At 64.6% G+C, this 16362-nt stretch carries 16 protein-coding genes; 9 read left to right on the forward strand and 7 right to left on the reverse strand.

Features of this window, described 5'->3' with window-relative positions; all coding sequences use genetic code 11:
- Positions 1-39: 39 nt before the first annotated feature.
- Complete coding sequence (locus ACQY4G_RS09955) at positions 40-918, reverse strand: metal-dependent hydrolase (RefSeq protein ID WP_421990637.1); 879 nt, start codon at positions 916-918, stop codon at positions 40-42.
- A 117-nt stretch (positions 919-1035) separates the two neighbouring features.
- Between ACQY4G_RS09955 and ACQY4G_RS09960 the strand changes: the two genes are divergently transcribed.
- A complete protein-coding gene (locus ACQY4G_RS09960; protein ID WP_421990639.1) occupies positions 1036-1635 on the forward strand; it encodes a TetR/AcrR family transcriptional regulator in 600 nt (199 codons plus the stop codon).
- Here ACQY4G_RS09960 and ACQY4G_RS09965 read toward each other — a convergent pair.
- Complete coding sequence (locus ACQY4G_RS09965; RefSeq protein WP_421990641.1) at positions 1616-2359, reverse strand: YgfZ/GcvT domain-containing protein; 744 nt, start codon at positions 2357-2359, stop codon at positions 1616-1618. The two genes, ACQY4G_RS09960 and ACQY4G_RS09965, sit on opposite strands and share 20 nt — an antisense overlap.
- A 38-nt stretch (positions 2360-2397) precedes the next feature.
- On the opposite strand from ACQY4G_RS09965, the gene pyrC reads away from it, so the two are divergent.
- Entirely contained in the window at positions 2398-3435 is a 1038-nt protein-coding gene (pyrC, locus tag ACQY4G_RS09970) for a dihydroorotase (protein ID WP_421990643.1), read from the forward strand.
- Here pyrC and rarD read toward each other — a convergent pair.
- Complete coding sequence (rarD, locus tag ACQY4G_RS09975; RefSeq protein ID WP_421990645.1) at positions 3413-4315, reverse strand: EamA family transporter RarD; 903 nt, start codon at positions 4313-4315, stop codon at positions 3413-3415. The two genes, pyrC and rarD, sit on opposite strands and share 23 nt — an antisense overlap.
- A 183-nt stretch (positions 4316-4498) precedes the next feature.
- On the opposite strand from rarD, the gene ACQY4G_RS09980 reads away from it, so the two are divergent.
- On the forward strand, positions 4499-5008 hold the full coding sequence (locus tag ACQY4G_RS09980) for a glycine zipper 2TM domain-containing protein (protein WP_421990647.1): 510 nt from the start codon (positions 4499-4501) through the stop codon (positions 5006-5008).
- A gap of 218 nt (positions 5009-5226) precedes the next feature.
- Positions 5227-5937, forward strand: a complete 711-nt coding sequence (locus ACQY4G_RS09985; RefSeq protein WP_421990649.1) for a hypothetical protein — start codon at positions 5227-5229, stop codon at positions 5935-5937.
- A 7-nt stretch (positions 5938-5944) separates the two neighbouring features.
- Here ACQY4G_RS09985 and astD read toward each other — a convergent pair whose 3' ends face one another.
- Both astD and ACQY4G_RS09995 read right to left on the reverse strand, forming a co-directional pair.
- Positions 5945-7357, reverse strand: a complete 1413-nt coding sequence (gene astD, locus ACQY4G_RS09990) for a succinylglutamate-semialdehyde dehydrogenase (RefSeq protein ID WP_421990651.1) — start codon at positions 7355-7357, stop codon at positions 5945-5947.
- A gap of 68 nt (positions 7358-7425) precedes the next feature.
- Positions 7426-8841 (reverse strand): protein adenylyltransferase SelO family protein, encoded by a 1416-nt coding sequence (locus ACQY4G_RS09995; protein WP_421990653.1) that lies wholly within the window; start codon positions 8839-8841, stop codon positions 7426-7428.
- Between the two features lie 9 nt (positions 8842-8850).
- Here ACQY4G_RS09995 and ACQY4G_RS10000 point away from each other — a divergent pair, with 9 nt between their 5' ends.
- From ACQY4G_RS10000 to ACQY4G_RS10020, 5 genes are all read left to right on the forward strand, one after another.
- On the forward strand, positions 8851-9783 hold the full coding sequence (locus ACQY4G_RS10000) for an alpha/beta fold hydrolase (RefSeq protein WP_421990655.1): 933 nt from the start codon (positions 8851-8853) through the stop codon (positions 9781-9783).
- 32 nt (positions 9784-9815) lie between these two features.
- Positions 9816-10925 (forward strand): glycosyltransferase family 4 protein, encoded by a 1110-nt coding sequence (locus ACQY4G_RS10005; protein WP_421993614.1) that lies wholly within the window; start codon positions 9816-9818, stop codon positions 10923-10925.
- A 117-nt stretch (positions 10926-11042) separates the two neighbouring features.
- Positions 11043-11843, forward strand: a complete 801-nt coding sequence (locus ACQY4G_RS10010; protein ID WP_291169850.1) for a tetratricopeptide repeat protein — start codon at positions 11043-11045, stop codon at positions 11841-11843.
- Positions 11844-11883: 40 nt separating this feature from the next.
- Entirely contained in the window at positions 11884-13227 is a 1344-nt protein-coding gene (locus ACQY4G_RS10015) for a PQQ-binding-like beta-propeller repeat protein (protein ID WP_291169852.1), read from the forward strand.
- Positions 13228-13282: 55 nt separating this feature from the next.
- Positions 13283-14638 (forward strand): methyltransferase family protein, encoded by a 1356-nt coding sequence (locus ACQY4G_RS10020; RefSeq protein ID WP_421990657.1) that lies wholly within the window; start codon positions 13283-13285, stop codon positions 14636-14638.
- On the opposite strand, the gene ACQY4G_RS10025 is transcribed toward ACQY4G_RS10020, so the two are convergent.
- Both ACQY4G_RS10025 and ACQY4G_RS10030 read right to left on the reverse strand, forming a co-directional pair.
- Entirely contained in the window at positions 14639-14941 is a 303-nt protein-coding gene (locus ACQY4G_RS10025; RefSeq protein WP_291169855.1) for a putative quinol monooxygenase, read from the reverse strand.
- A gap of 20 nt (positions 14942-14961) precedes the next feature.
- Positions 14962-16332 (reverse strand): glutamate--cysteine ligase, encoded by a 1371-nt coding sequence (locus ACQY4G_RS10030; RefSeq protein ID WP_421990659.1) that lies wholly within the window; start codon positions 16330-16332, stop codon positions 14962-14964.
- Positions 16333-16362 lie beyond the last annotated feature (30 nt).

Here is a 16362-nt window from a genome sequence, read left to right on the forward strand (position 1 = left end):
CCGATCCTGCCGGGGTCCCCGCCCTGGCGGGGACTCACGTCATTCGGCGGGCATCAGCGCGTCTGCAAAGTCACCCTCGTAGAGTTTGATCAGCTCGCGGTCGTCGTGATCCCAGGGATGGAAGCCCGGCTTGAAGTAAGCAAGCCATGCCGGGAAGATCCGGCGCACCACCCCGGGCGAGACAGTCAGATACTTCAACAGGCCCCACTTGGCTTTCCAGCCGGTGATGCCGTCCTGTTCGAGCAGAGCGAGCGAATCGATCCAGCGGTTCTTGAAGAAGCGCGCGGTGACCGTCAGCATCACCAGGCTGCGGACCTTCCAGCGGCGCCAGGCGGTCCAGTCTTTCGTCGCATGGTTCCAGGTGTCGAAGGCAACGCCCTTGTGCTCGATTTCCTCGGCCGCGTGCCAGCGCCACATGTCGCGCACTTCCTTGTCGGCATTCTCGAAATGCTTCGGATTGGCGAGGAATTCGGCGGCCATCATCGCAGTGTAGTGTTCCAGCGCCATGGTGACGGCGAGGTTGGCGATGGCCGGGCGGTCCTTGGTCAGGGCGAGCAGTTCGGCCACGCGCGCATCGATCGCCTTGATATCGTAGCCGGTATCTTCCGCGAGGCGATTGAAGGCGATGTGTTCGCGCGTGTGGTTGATTTCCTGCTTAACGAAGGCGCGAATTTCCGCCTCGAGCTTGGGGTCGGCGCCTTCGCGATGGGCCTTTACCGCTTCGATGAAGAAGGCCTCTCCGCGAGGGAAAGTGGCCGACAGCGCGTTGTGCCAGGCAGTGCCGAAAGGTTCGCCCGCCCACCAGCGACGGGGGTTGGTATCGCGATTGAAGCGCTCGTCGCGCACGGTAATGGTGAGGTCGGCCGGCGTGGGGGCTGCATGGCGCGTATCGGTGTCGATCGAAACGGGGGCGTTCATGGAGGGCTCCGCGAGATTAACTGACATCGATGTAAGTAAGGCTTACTTACACGCCTGTCAATAAAAAGCCCCTTAGCGCTTTCCACCCCGTTTTGGATGGGGTAATCCGCACCACACATGGCGACACGCAAGAGACTCTCCCCCGAGGAATCGCGCCTGGCTGCACTCGAGTCGGCGCGCGCGCTGCTGATCGAGACGGGCCCGCAATCGGTAACGCTCAAGGCCGTTGCCTCGCGAATCGGGCGTACGCACGCCAATCTGCTTCACCATTTCGGATCGGCCGCGGGATTGCAGAAAGCGCTCGCCGGCCACCTCGCGAAAACGGTGTGCGACACGATCATCGACGCCGTGCGGGCAAGCCGCGCCGGGCTGGGCAGCCCCCGCGAAGTGGTCGACCTCGCCTTCGATGCCTTCGACAAGGAAGGGGCGGGCGCGCTTGCCAGCTGGATGATCCTGACGGGCAATGAGGATGCGCTGACCCCCATCGTCGAGACGATCCATCAGCTGGTCGACGAGATCGCCCCCGAAGAAGCGGCGCATGGTGTCGATGCCATGCATGTGCATGAAGAAACGCTCGCACTGGTGCTGATGGCCATGGGCGATGCACTGATCGGCACCGCTCTGGCCCGGTCGCTCGGCCTGCCCGATGCGGCCGCGCGCGATCGGGCCGAGCGCATGCTCACCCGCTCGATGGACGCTAACCTTCCGAAGCGGTAACCGCCTCGCGCATCCATCCCGGCGTGTTCTCGAAATCGATATCCGCCAGTCTCAGATGGTCGACCGCCAATCCCAATTCCGGGTAACCGGCCTTGCGCCGTTTTTCGTCCGACCGGTCGAGCGGGACCACGACCAGCCTCCGGTTGACCTTGCTGCGCCAGTTCATTCGCGCAGTATTTTCCTGGCCGACATAGCAGCCTTTGGCGAAGGTGACGCCGTTCAGCTCGACCGCATTGGTCTCGAGCCACAAAACATCGCCCAGCTCGGCGCGTCCTTCCGGTACGCCCAGTGCGAGCCGGTGCGCTAGCCACGCTTCGTCGGCCGCCTCCTGGGCATCCTCCGCGGGGGCAAGCCAGCGCTGGCCCAAAGCGCCGAGACGCGGATCGGCAGCGCCGCCATCGCCCATCTCGCGCTGCCAATGGACGGAAACGGTGGGATCGACGCGAATCTCGATCTTGCGACGCAGGCGATAGAGCGAGAGACGTTTGGCCAATTCCTCCGCCGCCTCCGCCTCGCAATCGATCAGCAATTCGCCCCCGGGACCCGGCCAGACGAGGAAATCGAACAGCGTCTTGCCCTGCGGCGTCAGCAGTCCGGCATAAACGGGCAGATTGCCGGTGACGTCGTTGGTCACGAGGCCCTGCAGGAAGTCCGCGACGTCCTCTTCGGGATCCTCGGCAGACAGGCGGATCACGGCGCGGCTGGTCAGGCGGGTAGCAGTCATGGGTGACAGATAGGCCGCTCGCCGCCATAGGCAACACCATGGTCGAATCGCTGACAATCCGCCGCCCCGACGATTGGCACCTGCACTTCCGCGACGGCGCAACCATGCGCGCGGTGGTGCCGCAGACCGCTCGCCAGTTCGCGCGTGCGATCGTGATGCCCAACCTTTCCCCTCCGGTGACCACCACGGCGCTGGCGTCCGCGTACCGCGAGCGGATCCTGGCGGCGGTGCCCGAAGGTATGGACTTCACCCCGCTGATGACTGCCTACCTCACCGACGAGAGCGATGCGGACGATCTGGCGGCGGGCCACGGCGATGGCGTGCTGACCGCGGCCAAGCTCTACCCGGCGGGCGCGACGACCAATTCCGCCCACGGGGTCACCGATGTCGCCAATATCATGGGCGTGCTCGAGCGGATGGCCGAGATCGGCATGCCGCTTTGCGTTCATGGCGAGGTGACCACTCCCGATATCGACATCTTCGACCGCGAGGCGGTGTTCATCGACCGCGTGCTCCAGCCGCTGGTCGACCGGCTGCCGGCCCTGCGCGTCATCTTCGAACACATCACCACGATGCAGGCCGTGTCCTTCGTCGAGAGCGGGGGGCCGAATATCGCCGCGACGATCACGCCGCAGCACCTCCATATCAACCGCAACGACATCCTCGTCGGCGGGATCCGTCCGCATATGTACTGCCTGCCGGTGGCCAAGCGCGAACAGCATCGCCTCGCGCTGCGCGGCGCGGCGACCAGCGGCTCGCGGAAGTATTTCCTCGGGACCGACAGCGCGCCGCACCATCGCCACGACAAGGAAAGCGCCTGCGGCTGTGCGGGCATCTTCAACGCGCCCTTCGCGCTCGAAAGCTATATCCAGGTGTTCGAGGACGAGAGCGCGCTCCAGCATTTCGAAGCCTTCGCCAGCCTCAACGGTCCGGCCTTCTACGGCCTCGCGCCCAATGAGGAGCGAATCACGCTGGAGAAGGAGTCGGTCGAGGTCCCGGACGAGGTGGACGGCGGCGAGGCGCGGATCGTGCCCTTCCACGCGGGCGAAACGCTCAGCTGGCGGCTGGCCTCCTAGACCGGGCGACGAGGTCCCAGACGAAGATCGCCGCCGCCGTCCAGATACAGGCGAAACATGCAGCCTGCGCCGGTTTCAGCTTTTCGCCGAATACGGTCAGGCCGAGGACGAAGACGATGCTCGGCGCGAGGAACTGGATGAAGCCCAGTGTCGAATAGGGCAGCTTGCGCGCGGCGATGGCGAAGAACAGCAGCGGGAAGGCGGTCAGCGCGCCGCCCGCCATGATCGCCAGGCTGAGCTCGGCCGAGACGGCGAAGGAAGAGCCCTGGGTTTGCGCGAAATACCACGCAACCCCCGCCGAGGGGACCAGCAGTAGAGCTGATTCGATGGTCAGTCCGGGAAGCGATCCGACGTCGAGCTGCTTGCGGATCAACCCGTAGCTCCCGAAGCTCAGCGCCAGCGTCAGGCTGATCCACAGCGTCGTCAGCGCGCCCGCGACAAGGAGCGAAACGCCGATCGCGGCAATGCCTACCGCGACCCATTGCGGCCGCGTCAGCTTCTCGCCCAAGAGCAGCGTGCCGAGCAACACGTTGAGCAACGGATTGATGTAGTAGCCAAGGCTCGCCGCATAGACTTGGCCGTTCTGGATCGCCCAGACGTAGACCACCCAATTGACCGCTATCAGCGCCGCGCTCGCGGCAAGCCAGCCGAGCGTATGACGATTGGCGAGGGCGGCGCGCAGATCGGGCAGCTGCCGGCGAAACAGCACGATCAGCAGACACAGCGGCAGTGTCCAGATGATCCGCCAACCGACGAATTCGAACGCCGGGACGCTCTGCACGAGAATCAGGTAGAGCGGAAGGAAGCCCCAGATGATGTAGGCACCGAAGGCCGCGACAAGGCCCGTCCGGTCGTGCTGGGGTGGGGCGCTGGCATCCATCGGGGCGCGCTAGGGGGGTGAGCACGTGCCCGCAAGCTTCATTTCATCGCTGCCCAGACCTCGATTCGTCGAAAATCGCAAATCTGACGATGCCGTTGCATTCGGTTCAGCTTCGAGGGCGTAAAGCTTAACGGCATCGACAACGTGGCTGTGGTGGCCAGCCCCAACCAGAAGGACGAAGCCGTGTCGAAGTTTTTCAAGACTGCATCGATGGCGCTGGCCGCATCGGGCCTTGCCCTTGCGGTGCCGGCAGGCGCAGCCCCCGCGCTGCACGCGACGCAGGGCGCGCATGCCACCGTTACCGGGGACATGACCTACGAACACAAGCGCCATCGTCATCATCGCCACTATCGGGATTATAGGGACTACCGGGACTACCGGGACTACCGGGATTACAGAGATTACCGCGACGACCGGCGCTACGAATCGCGGCCCTATTACATGGGCTACGACCGCTATTACGGCCAGCCTGTTCGCGCGAACACGCGTATCTGGCGCGGGCGTGACGGGCGTTATTATTGCCGCCGCGACAATGGCACCACCGGCCTGCTGGTCGGTGCCGGGGTCGGCGCGCTGCTCGGTCACGAAATCGCCGGGCGCGGTGGAGACCGAACGCTTGGCGCGATCCTAGGCGGGGCAGCGGGCGCCTTGCTCGGCCGCTCGATCGACCGTTCCCGAACGCGCTGCGGCTAACCCTTTTGCGAGTTCCGGCCGTGCCCACCCACGGTCGGAAACCACGGTTCCCCACCGAGCCGTGCGGGCGTCGTCCGTCCTCCATTCCGGAGGCGGGCGGCGCCCTTTAGCTTTTGTCCAAGCGCATGTCCCGCTATGGTGCAGGGCATGTCGAGAGGCTGGAAGTCCTGGCGACTCCGGCCTTATGCCGTTCGTGTTCCCAAGCTGAAGGTATACCCATGAAACGTCGCCTGCTCGCCTCTCTCGTCCCCGTCGCTCTGCTTGCGAGCTGCGGCGATACGGCCGAGGACGAGGCGGCAGGCGACGCTATGGACCCGGCCAGCGAACAGGCTCTCAACGATGAGCTGATGACCGATCCGGATCTTGCCGGCCGCAACGAGGCGAATGCCGCGCTGTCGGGCACGGGCAATGCCGCGATTCCCAATATCGACAAGTCGCCGCGTGCGGTCGAGGCTGCGCGCAGCCGCGCTGCCGAACTGGTCGGCGGCCGCGGCGAGCTTGTGTCCGCCCCTACTGCCACGGCGCTCGGCGAAGGTGCGGCGCCAAGCCAGGCCATGGTGGCCGCAGCACGCGCAGCAGTCGCGCCGGGCGGCGAGAATTGCGGCGACAAGGTAGAATATTCTTCGGCCTGGGCCGCCAAATTGCCTGCCGCTTTCCCCGTCTATCCGCGCGGCAATACGCAGGAAGCCGCCGGGACCGACGAGGGCGAATGTGCGCTGAGAGTGGTTTCTTTTCTCACGCCGGTCCCCCTCGATGAGGTGCTCGCATTCTATTACACCCGTGCCAGGGGCGCCGGGTTCAGCGTCGAACACGTCACCAGCGCGGGCGACAACATCCTGAGCGGGACCAAGGGCGATGCGGCCTATGTCGTCTATGGACGGCGCCTGCCCGAAGGCGTGACCGAAATCGATCTCGTCACCACCGACTGAGTTGAACTCAGCTTTCCTTGATCCCCACGCCGATGCTCGCGCGCGGCTGGCCCATTTCGTTGCTGGCGACCGGATAGGCGCAATAGTCCGCGGCGTAATAGGCCGCCGGGCGATGGTTGCCCGACAGGCCCACGCCGCCGAAGGGCGCGGCCGATGAAGCGCCATTGGTGGGGCGGTTCCAGTTGACGATACCGGCGCGAATCTCGTTCCAGAACAGTTCGAAATCTTCCGGTTTCCCGCCGATGAGCGAGGCCGAAAGGCCGTATCGCGTATTGTTCGCCTCGTAGATCGCCTCGTCGAAATCGGCCACCCGGACGACCTGCAACAGCGGGCCGAACAGTTCGATGTCGGGGCGTTCGTGAATCTCGGTAGCATCGAGGATCGCGGGCGTGAGGAAGGGCAGTTTCTCGTCAGGCCGCTTCATATGCATGATCGGCTTGCCGCCGCGGCTCATCAGCGCGACGAAGCTTTCGGTCAGCAGATCGGCCGTTGCATTGTCGATCACGCAGCCCATGAAGGGCTGCGGATCGGCGAAGGGTTCGTCGACGATCAGCTTTTCGGCCAGCGCCTTCACCGCAGGCACGATCTTGTCGAACATCGAATCGACGACGATCAGGCGCCGGGCCGCCGTGCAGCGCTGGCCGGCGGTGGTGAAGGCCGACTGGATGATGGTCGCCGCCGCATCCTCGACCTTGGGCGTGTCGAGCATGACGATCGGGTTGTTGCCGCCCATTTCCAGCGCGACGATCTTGCCCGGATCGGACGCCAGCTTGCGATTGATCGCGATGCCGGCGCGCGCCGAACCCGTGAACAGCACGCCATCGACCATCCAGTGTTCGACCAGCCCCTGGCCGACTTCGACGCCGCCATGGATGCACTGCACCACGCCTTCGGGCACCTTGGCTTCGTGGAAGCAGCGGGTGAGAAACTCGCCGACAGCCGGCGTTTTCTCGCTTGGCTTGAAGATCACCACATTGCCCGCGATCAGCGCCGGGACGATGTGCCCGTTGGGCAGATGGGCTGGGAAATTGTAGGGGCCGAGCACCGCCATCACCCCATGCGGCTTATGCCGCACGGCGGCGGTGCCCTGCAGCGCGCTGTTGAGTTTCTTCTGGCCCGTGCGTTCGGCATAGGCGGTGATCGAGATCTCGACCTTGCCGATGACCGCCTCGACTTCGGTGCGGGCTTCCCACAAGGGCTTGCCGGTCTCGCGGGCGATCAGTTCGGCGAAGGGATCGGCATGCTTGCGCACCTGGTTGGCGAAGCGCCGCATGAATTCGATCCGGCGGCCGAGCGGTTCGCGCGCCCAGTCACGCATCGCCTTGCGGGCGCGTTCGACGGCGGCGTCGACATCGCCGGATTTGCCGTGCCAGATTTCCCAGCCGGTTGCGGGTTCGGTTGAGACCAGATCGGTCGCCATTACGTATCTAATGTCCTGTGGCTTCTCGAAACGCAGCCTAAGTGGTGGGTTAGGCGCGCCGCGTCAATTCAAGTCGTCGATTGCGGCCGGGGATGGCCTGCCGGGGCCGGTGCATTGCCATGGGCATCGCCCATCCGGCGCAGGGCAGCGACCTTGTCGTGCAGCGGCTGCCAGTCGTCGTCTTCTGCGATGGCCGCCCAGATCGCCTCGACTTCCTCGATCAGCATCGATTGCGGGGCATCCTCGTCCCAATAGGGATGATCGTCGGAGATCGGTTCGAATCCCTGGAGCACTTCGGCGAGATCGCCCCCGGCATTGCGACCCGCCCGGTGGGAAAAGAAGAATTCGTCGGGGGCAATGCCGCTCTCGTTCATGGCCTTTTCACAGGCTCCCACGAGTTTGCCGTTGGATTCGGCATCGCGCGGCGCGAGCCCCATGCGCCAGCACCAGCGCCTGCCGACTGCTTCCGCGTAGAGCGGCCCGAACCGCTCCATCGCGGCAATCAGCGGCGGGGCATCGGCCAGCAACCGCAGGGCCACGGCGAACTGGCCGCAATTCCAGTGCAGCGCTTCGGGTTGCCGACCGAAAGCGTAAAGGCCCTGGTGATCGAAATAGGCGGCAGTGAAGCCCGGATCCCAGCGTGGCAGGAAGCGCCACGGTCCATAGTCGAAGCTTTCCCCGGAGACATTCATATTGTCGGTGTTGAGCACGCCGTGGACGAAGCCGGCCACCATCCATGCGGCGGAAAGATCGGCCAGCCGCTCGACCACCAGGTGCATCAGGCGCACCGCCGGTTCGTCGCATCCCGGCGCATCCCCGGGCGGGGGCGGTCCGGGGAACTGGGCGAGGCAATAGTCGACCAGTTGCGCCATAGGCTCGCGCTCTTCCATTGCGAGCAGGCGCTGGAAGGTACCAATGCGGATATGCCCGTGGCTGAGCCGCGTCATCACCGCCGATCGAGTCGGGCTCGGTTCGTCTCCACGCCACAATTGCTCGCCGGTTTCCACCACGCTGAAGGTCTTCGAGGTATAGACGCCGAGCGCCTCGAGCATTTCGGTGGCGAGAATTTCGCGAACCGCGCCCTTGAGGGTCAGCCGGCCGTCGCCGTCGCGGCTCCACGGCGTCTGGCCCGAGCCCTTGGTGCCGAGGTCGAGCAGGCGGTCCGCGCCATCGCGTAACTGCGCGAAAAGAAAGCCGCGCCCGTCGCCGATTTCGGGATTGTACACGCGGAACTGATGTCCGTGATAACGCAGCGCGAGCGGGCGGGGGAGATTGTCCGGCAAGGGCTCGAATCGACCGAAATGTCGCAGCCATTCTTCGTCCGACAATTCTGCCAGTCCCACGCTTGCAGCATGGCGATCGTTCCGGAAGCGCAGTTGGCTTTTCGGAAACTCGGCCGGCTCCACCGCGTCGCCGATCCAGTCGGCAAGTGTGGTGATAGGGGTGTTGGGGCGATAGCTCGCGGCTTGCGGTTCGGCGCGCATACGGCGATAGTGAGCGGCAATACGGCCCGATACAAGGGCAGGAACGCCAAGCGACTAAGGTTTTCGCCGCTAGACATGGATACCAGCTTTACCGACCGCCATTGGCAGAGCGCCGACGGTCTCACCCTCCATTTCCGCGAATATGGGACCGCAGGGGATCGCCCGCCGGTCATCTGCCTGCATGGGCTGACGCGCAATGCGCGCGATTTCGACGATCTCGCCCCATATATCGCGGGGCAGGGCTGGCGCGTTCTGGTGCCTTCGATGCGCGGGCGCGGGGACAGCGATTACGCGGAAGAATCGGACAGTTACGCTCTGGCGACCTATGTCGAGGACCTGCTGGCGCTACTCGCGCAGGAAGGTATCGACAGCTTCGTGTCCATCGGCACGTCGATGGGCGGGCTGATGACGATGCTGCTGGCGCAGGAACAGCCCGAGCGGATTGCGGGGGCGGTGCTCAACGACATCGGGCCGGTGCTGGAAACTGCCGGGCTCGACACGATCAAGACCTATGTCGGCCAAGGCCGCAGCTTTCCGACATGGATGCACGCCGCACGCGCGCTGGAGGAGGTGCATGGTCCCTCTTTCCCGGCCTTCGACATCCAGGCGTGGATCGCCATGGCCAAGCGCACCATGACGCTGTGCAACAACGGCCGGATATCCTTCGATTACGACATGAAGATAGCCGAACCGATCCTCGCCAGCCCCGAAGCCGCTGCGCCGGTCGACCTGTGGCCGGCTTTCGAAGCGCTCAAGGACAAGCCGCTGCTGCTGCTTCGAGGCGAATTGTCGACCCTGCTGTCGGAGCGCAGCTTTGCCGATATGCGAAAAATCGCGCCGGATGCGCATAGTGCGGTCATTCCCCGGGTCGGCCACGCGCCGACGCTCGACGAGCCCGAGGCGCGCGCTGCCATCGACCGACTTCTGGCGCGGGTCGCGTGAACCGGGCGCGCGGCGGCGCGGTGCCGCATATCATGCATTTGCAATCCACTTTCGCTGCCGGTGGCAAGGAACTGCGCACGGTCCAACTGATCAACGCTTTCGGTAAGAAGGCGCGGCATACGATCGTGTCCGCCGAACCGGATCGGCTGGGCGCTGCCGATCGTATCGCCAAATCCATCGATGCGCGCATTCAGCCCGATTTTCCCAGCCTTAAGGGACGCCCGACGCCTGGGCGCCTGCAGAAGCTCGCCAAGGCGATGAAGGGCTTCGACCTCGTTTGCACCTATAACTGGGGCGCCATGGATGCCGTCATGGCGCATACGTTATTCAAGGACCTGCACAATCTCCCGCCGCTGATCCATCACGAGGACGGTTTCGACGAGAGTGAGCTGAAGAAGCTCAAGACCGGCCGCACCTGGTATCGCCGGATCGCCCTGGGCAAGGCTTCGGGGCTGGTCGTCCCTTCGGAGCGGCTCGAAGAAATCGCGCTGGTCGACTGGCAGCAGCCGTTGGGCAGGGTGAAGCGCATACCCAACGGCATCGACACAAAGTCTTTCGCCATGCGGCCCAAAAGGGACGCGCTGCGGCTGATCAAGCATCCGGGTGAGCTGTGGGTGGGCACGTTGGCCGGCCTGCGGACGATCAAGAACCTGCCGCGGCTGGTGCGCGTGTTTTCCCAACTCGCCGACAACTGGCAGCTCGTCATCCTGGGCGAGGGCGATGCGCGCGATGCGATCCTGGCGGAGGCCGATCGGCTGGAGATCAACCACCGCGTCCACCTGCCCGGCGCGGTCGACGATCCCGCGCGCGTGATCGGCCTGTTCGACATTTTCGCGCTGTCGAGCGATTCCGAGCAGTTCCCCCTTTCCGTGGTCGAGGCCATGGCGGCCGGTCTCCCGATCGTGGCGCCCGCCGTGGGCGACATCGCAAGCATGGTTGCCGAACCGAATGCCGAGTTCGTCACGCCGCCGGGCTATGAGGAGGAGCTGGGTATGGCGCTGGTCCAGCTGGCCGTCTCGAAGGATCTGCGCAAGGAGGTCGGCGAAGCCAATCGCGCCAAGGCGGTGGCGGAATTCGACGAGGCGAAGATGATCTCGACCTATCGCCGCCTTTATTCGAGCGCGATGCGAATCGAGCTGTGAGACCTTTCAGCCCGCATTCACGCGGGCGGGGACAGGCTTTGCCGACCATTGCCCTTGCCCGCACCTGTCCTTAAAGAGCCGCGCAAACCGATATCTATCCAGATGGAGCCCGCCCCAGTGGCCCTGACACCCAAGAAGAAGCAGTCCAGCGACGACAAACGCTCCAGGCAGGCGAATGCCGAGCAGGAAGCGCTGGTTCGCGAAGTCGACGAAGCCGTCCGCCAGAGCGATGCCGAGGCGTTCCTCGAAGCCTGGGGCAAGCCGCTGTTCGGTCTGCTGATCGCCGGCCTCGTCGCTTTCGGCGGCTATCTCTATTGGGACAGTCGCCAGGAAGCCGAGATGGAGCGCGATTCCGAAGCGCTGGTGGGTGCGCTCGACCAGATCCAGGCGGGCAATCTCGACAGCGGGTTCGACCGGCTGGAGGAACTCGCCGGCAAGGATGGCGCGGGCGCCGCCGTGGTCGCTGCGATGGTGCGCGCGGGGATTGCCGAACAGCGCGGCGATACCGAGGTGGCCGCCAGCCTGTTCCAGAGCGTCGCCGAGAACGAGGATGCCGCGCCTGCCTTCCGCGATCTGGCGCGCCTGCGCGGCGTGGCACTGAACTACGACGACATGTCGAGCGCGGAGGTAATCGCTGCGCTCAAGCCGCTCGCGGTCCCGGGCGAGCCCTATTTCGCCAGCGCCGGCGAGCTGGTCGCGCATGCCTACCTCGATCAGGGGCAGCGTGCCGAAGCGGGCGCCCTCTTTGCCGAGATTGCCAAGGACGACAACGGGCCGGAATCGATCCGCTCGCGCGCGCGCCAGATGGCCGGCGTGCTGGGTGTCGATGCGATCGAGGATGTCGATGCGCTGCTCGAGGAACAAGGGGTCGAACGCGATCCGGCCGAAGGCGAAAACGCCGCGGCCACGACCGAATAGGCCGATTGCGGCCCGCCAGAAATACGGAACGAGGATACAGATGAAGTCCACCAACCTACCGCGCACCGCAATCGTAGCGGCACTGGCGATCGGCCTTGGAGCCTGCAGTGGCGGCCTTTTCGGCGGCGGCGACGACAAGAAGGTCACGCCCACCATGGGCGAGCGTCAGCCGATCCTGTCGCGCATCCAGACCGGCGCCGAAGTCGACCCCGCGCTGGCAGGCGTTTCGGTGGTATTGCCGCCCGCGCAGGCGAACGAGGCCTGGGCCCAGGCCGGTGGCAATGCCGGCAAGTCCTATGGTCATCTGGCCCTGGCAAGCAATCCGATCCGTGCCTTCAGCGTCGATATCGAAGGCGCGACAAACCGTCGGCGGCTGGGTGCATCGCCGGTCGTGGGCGGCGGCATGCTGTTCGCGGTAGGTGGCGACGGCACGCTTGCGGCGTTCGACGCGCAAACGGGCGCGCGCCGCTGGTCCTACGATCCCGGACTCGAGAGCGACTTGAGGCCATCGGCCTTCGGCGGCGGGGCAAGCTATGACAATGGCCGCGTCTACATGACCGACGGCGCGGGCGACGTTATCGCGCTCGATGCCGAGACGGGTTCGGAACTGTGGAAGGTCAAGCCCTCGGGCCCCCTCCGGGGTTCGCCGACGATCGCCTTCGGGTCGGTTTTCGTGATGACGCAGGACAACCAGATCTTCGCGCTCGATGCAGCCGATGGTTCGATCCAGTGGCAGGAATCGGGCTCTTCGACGCAGGCCGGTGTGTTCGGCGTGGCAGCACCGGCAGCCGGGCAGGGTACTGTTATCGCAGGCTACAGCTCGGGTGAGCTCAATGCCTATCGCTACGAAAACGGTCGTGTCCTGTGGGCCGATGCCCTCGCGCGCACCTCGATCTCGACGCAGGTTGGATCGCTGACCGATATCGATGCCGATCCGATCATCGACAGCGGGCGCGTCTATGCGCTCGGCCAGGGCGGCCGCATGGCGGCGTACGAACTGGTTACCGGCCAGCGCATCTGGGAGCTCAATCTCGCCGGGATTTCGACCCCGGCCATCGCTGGCGAATGGATATTCACGCTGACCGACGATGCGCGCCTGCTCGCCATCGCGCGCTCGACGGGCAAGGTGCGCTGGCTGACCCAATTGCCGCGCTGGCGCGACGAAGAAGACAAGGAAGGCCCGATCTTCTGGTCTGGCCCGGTGCTGGCGGGGAACAATCTCTGGGCGGTCAATTCGCGCGGCGAGGTCTATCGCATCAGCACGGGCGAGGGTTCGGCAAGCCTGTTCACCGACCTCGACCAACCGGTGTCGCTGGCGCCGGTCGTGGCGAACAACACGCTCTACATCCTCGACGACAGCGGCCGGATTACCGCCTTCCGCTGATTTTCGTGCTAGCGTGACCGCCATGTTAACCAATCTGGGCTAACGAAGGGCGGTCATGAACGCGACGGAGCAAGCACCCCTCGCACGGCCAACGAGCGATGTTTCCTCGGCCGTGGGGCTGGTCGGCCTTGCCGGGCTGTTTGCCTGGGTGGCTTTCGCGCGTGCCTTTCCCGATATTGCCGAGGTCTTCGACTGGTCGGTGCCGCGCGATACGCTGGGCGGGCGCAATTCCGCGCTCGTCGGCCTGCTCGCCGCGGCTATTCCGATGGCGGCCTGGTCGATCTTCGTCGATAAGGTGCATTTGCGTCCGTCGACCGGCCTCGACTGGTCGCTCGTCCGCAATCGCACACCGGATCGCCATGCGACCTGGGTCAAGCTGGCCGGCCTGTGGGCCACCTGGGCGATCATCGCCGGTCTCTATTGCCTGTGCCGCTGGTATTGGGAGGGGCAGTATCTCTTCTCGATGCAGGTGCTCGGCTATGCCGCGCTCCCGCTGGTGGTGCTGTCGGTGCCCTATGTTTTCTGGATCGACCGCGCTCTGGTGAACCAGCGCGACCACGCCTGGCACTTCGGCGCGCTGTTGCTGATGCGGCCCGGCTGGGACATGGCGGAGGTGAGGAAGCACTGGCAGACGTGGATCATCAAGGCCTTCTTCACCGCCTTCATGATCTCGATTATTCCCTTCGCCTACCGCAATATCGTGACCGCCGATTTCGTCGAGATCGCCGCGCGGCCCGAACGCATCGCGCTGACGATCATCGAGGCGATGTTCATGATCGATGTTATGATCGGCACGGTCGGCTATATAGTCACCATGCGCCCGCTCGATGCGCATATCCGCTCGGGCAATCCGCTGCTGGGCGGCTGGATTGCGGCCTTGGTCTGCTATCCGCCGATCATGTGGGGCATTCTGGGCGGGGGCAAGGCGATCAATTACGAGCATGACACGGCGGGCTGGCTCCACTGGATGGCGGGCAACGACACGTTGATTGCGCTATGGGGTGCGCTGCTGGTGTTCCTCACCGGGATTTATGCCTGGGCGACCTTCGCCTTCGGCCTTCGGTTTTCTAACCTCACCTATCGCGGCGTGCTGACCAACGGACCGTACCGCTTCACGCGGCACCCGGCCTATGTGTCGAAGAACCTGTTCTGGTGGGCGGCGGTGCTGCCGTTCCTCGTGACCAGCGGTTCGCCGGTCGAGGCGATCCGCAATTGTTTCTTCCTGCTGGTAGTCAATGGCATCTATCTCTGGCGCGCCAAGACCGAGGAAGCGCACCTGCTTGCCGAGGATCAGAAGTATCGCGAATACCACGCATGGATGGCGCAGCATGGTCTCCTGACCGCCCCGCTGACGCGGCTGTGGAATCGGGTGAAGCCGCGGCAGGTGCTCACCGAGCAGCCGGCAGAATAATCAGCCGAGCGGCTGGCCGTCGTCGGTTTCGTAGATTCTCAGATCGCGCGATTGTGGCGGATTGGCGGCCATGACCTTCTGGAATTCGGCCATGTGTTCCGATTGGCCATGCGCATCCAGTGCCGCGCGGTCGCGCCAGCGTTCGAACAGGATCAGCGTATCGGGATCGGCGATGTCGCTGGCGAAGGTATAGTCGAGGCAGCCGTCTTCAGCGCGGCTGGCGCGCACCATCTCGACGATCGCCTTGCGCGTGGCGGCATCGATCGAGCGCCCCAGTTTGATCGTTCCGCTGATCTGGATCATCGCCTGTCTCCCTCAGTCCACTAAAAGCTGTATTTGTAGACGCGTTTGATATCGCCGCCCCACTCGCCATGATAGCGATCGAGCAAGGTCTGTGCCGGGACCTTGCCGCTGGCAACAATCTCGTCGAGCGTTTCGAGGAAGCCGGTCTCGTTGTCGCCCGAGGTGTTGAGGCGTCCGCGCGCGGCCAGCCCGGCGCGGGCGATCGCGAGCACGTCTTTCGCGAGGTCCTGCAGCTTGCCGCCGCCGGGGATCGACGCGTCCAGCGCCAGCTTCGGCACGGCATTGCGCAGTTCCTCGCGCTCTTCCATCGTCCAGTGCTTTACCAGATCCCAGGCCGCATCGAGCGCGCCCTGGTCGTAGAGCAGGCCGACCCAGAAGGCGGGAAGCGCGCAGATGCGACTCCAAGGCCCGCCATCGGCGCCGCGCATTTCGAGAAAACTCTTCAGCCGCACTTCGGGAAATGCGGTCGAGAGGTGGTCCCACCAATCGGCTTCGGTCGGTTTTTCCCCCGGCAGGACTTCCAGCTTTCCCTCCAGGAAATCGCGGAAGCTAAGGCCTGCGGCGTCGATGTATTTCCCCTCGCGGAAAACAAAATACATCGGCACGTCGAGCATGTAATCGACCCAGCGTTCGTAGCCGAAGCCGTCCTCGAACACGAAAGGCAGCATGCCTGTGCGGTGCGGATCGGTGTCGCTCCAGATGTGCGAGCGGTACGACAGGTAACCGTTGGGTTTCCCTTCGGTGAAGGGCGAATTGGCGAACAGGGCGGTGGCGAGCGGTTGAAGCGCGAGACCAGTGCGGAATTTCTGCGCCATGTCGGCTTCGGAGCCATAGTCGAGGTTCACCTGGATGGTGCATGTGCGCAGCATCATGTCGAGGCCGAGACTGCCCACGCGCGGCATGTGCCGCATCATGATTTCGTAGCGCCCCTTGGGCATGACGGGCAATTCTTCACGGGTCTTGTCGGGCCACATGCCGAGGCCGAGGAAGCCGACTCCGCACCGCTCGCCGATTGCCTTGACCTGTTCCAGGTGCCGCCCCGTCTCGGCGCAGGTGTCGTGCAGATTTTCGAGCGGCGCGCCCGACAATTCGAGCTGGCCGGCGGGTTCGAGGCTGACCGTGCCATCCTCGCCGCTCATGGCGATGACCTTGCCGCCTTCCTCGATTGGTTTCCAGCCGAACTCCTTCAAACTCAGCAAGATATCGCGGATTCCGCCGGGCTCGTCATAGGAAAGCGCGCGAAAGCTCTTGCGGCAATAGACCAGCTTTTCGTGCTCGGTGCCGATGCGCCAGGCGTGCTTCGGCTTCTCGCCGCGCTGCATCGGAGCGACCAACTGGTCGCGGGATTCTATGATGGGATCCTCTGCCCCGGACGTCTCGCGCGTGCTCATGACGAGTGGCGATAGGCAACCGAACCTTGC

It is taken from the genome of Qipengyuania sp. (assembly GCF_965277845.1).
Taxonomy (GTDB): Bacteria; Pseudomonadota; Alphaproteobacteria; order Sphingomonadales; family Sphingomonadaceae; genus Qipengyuania.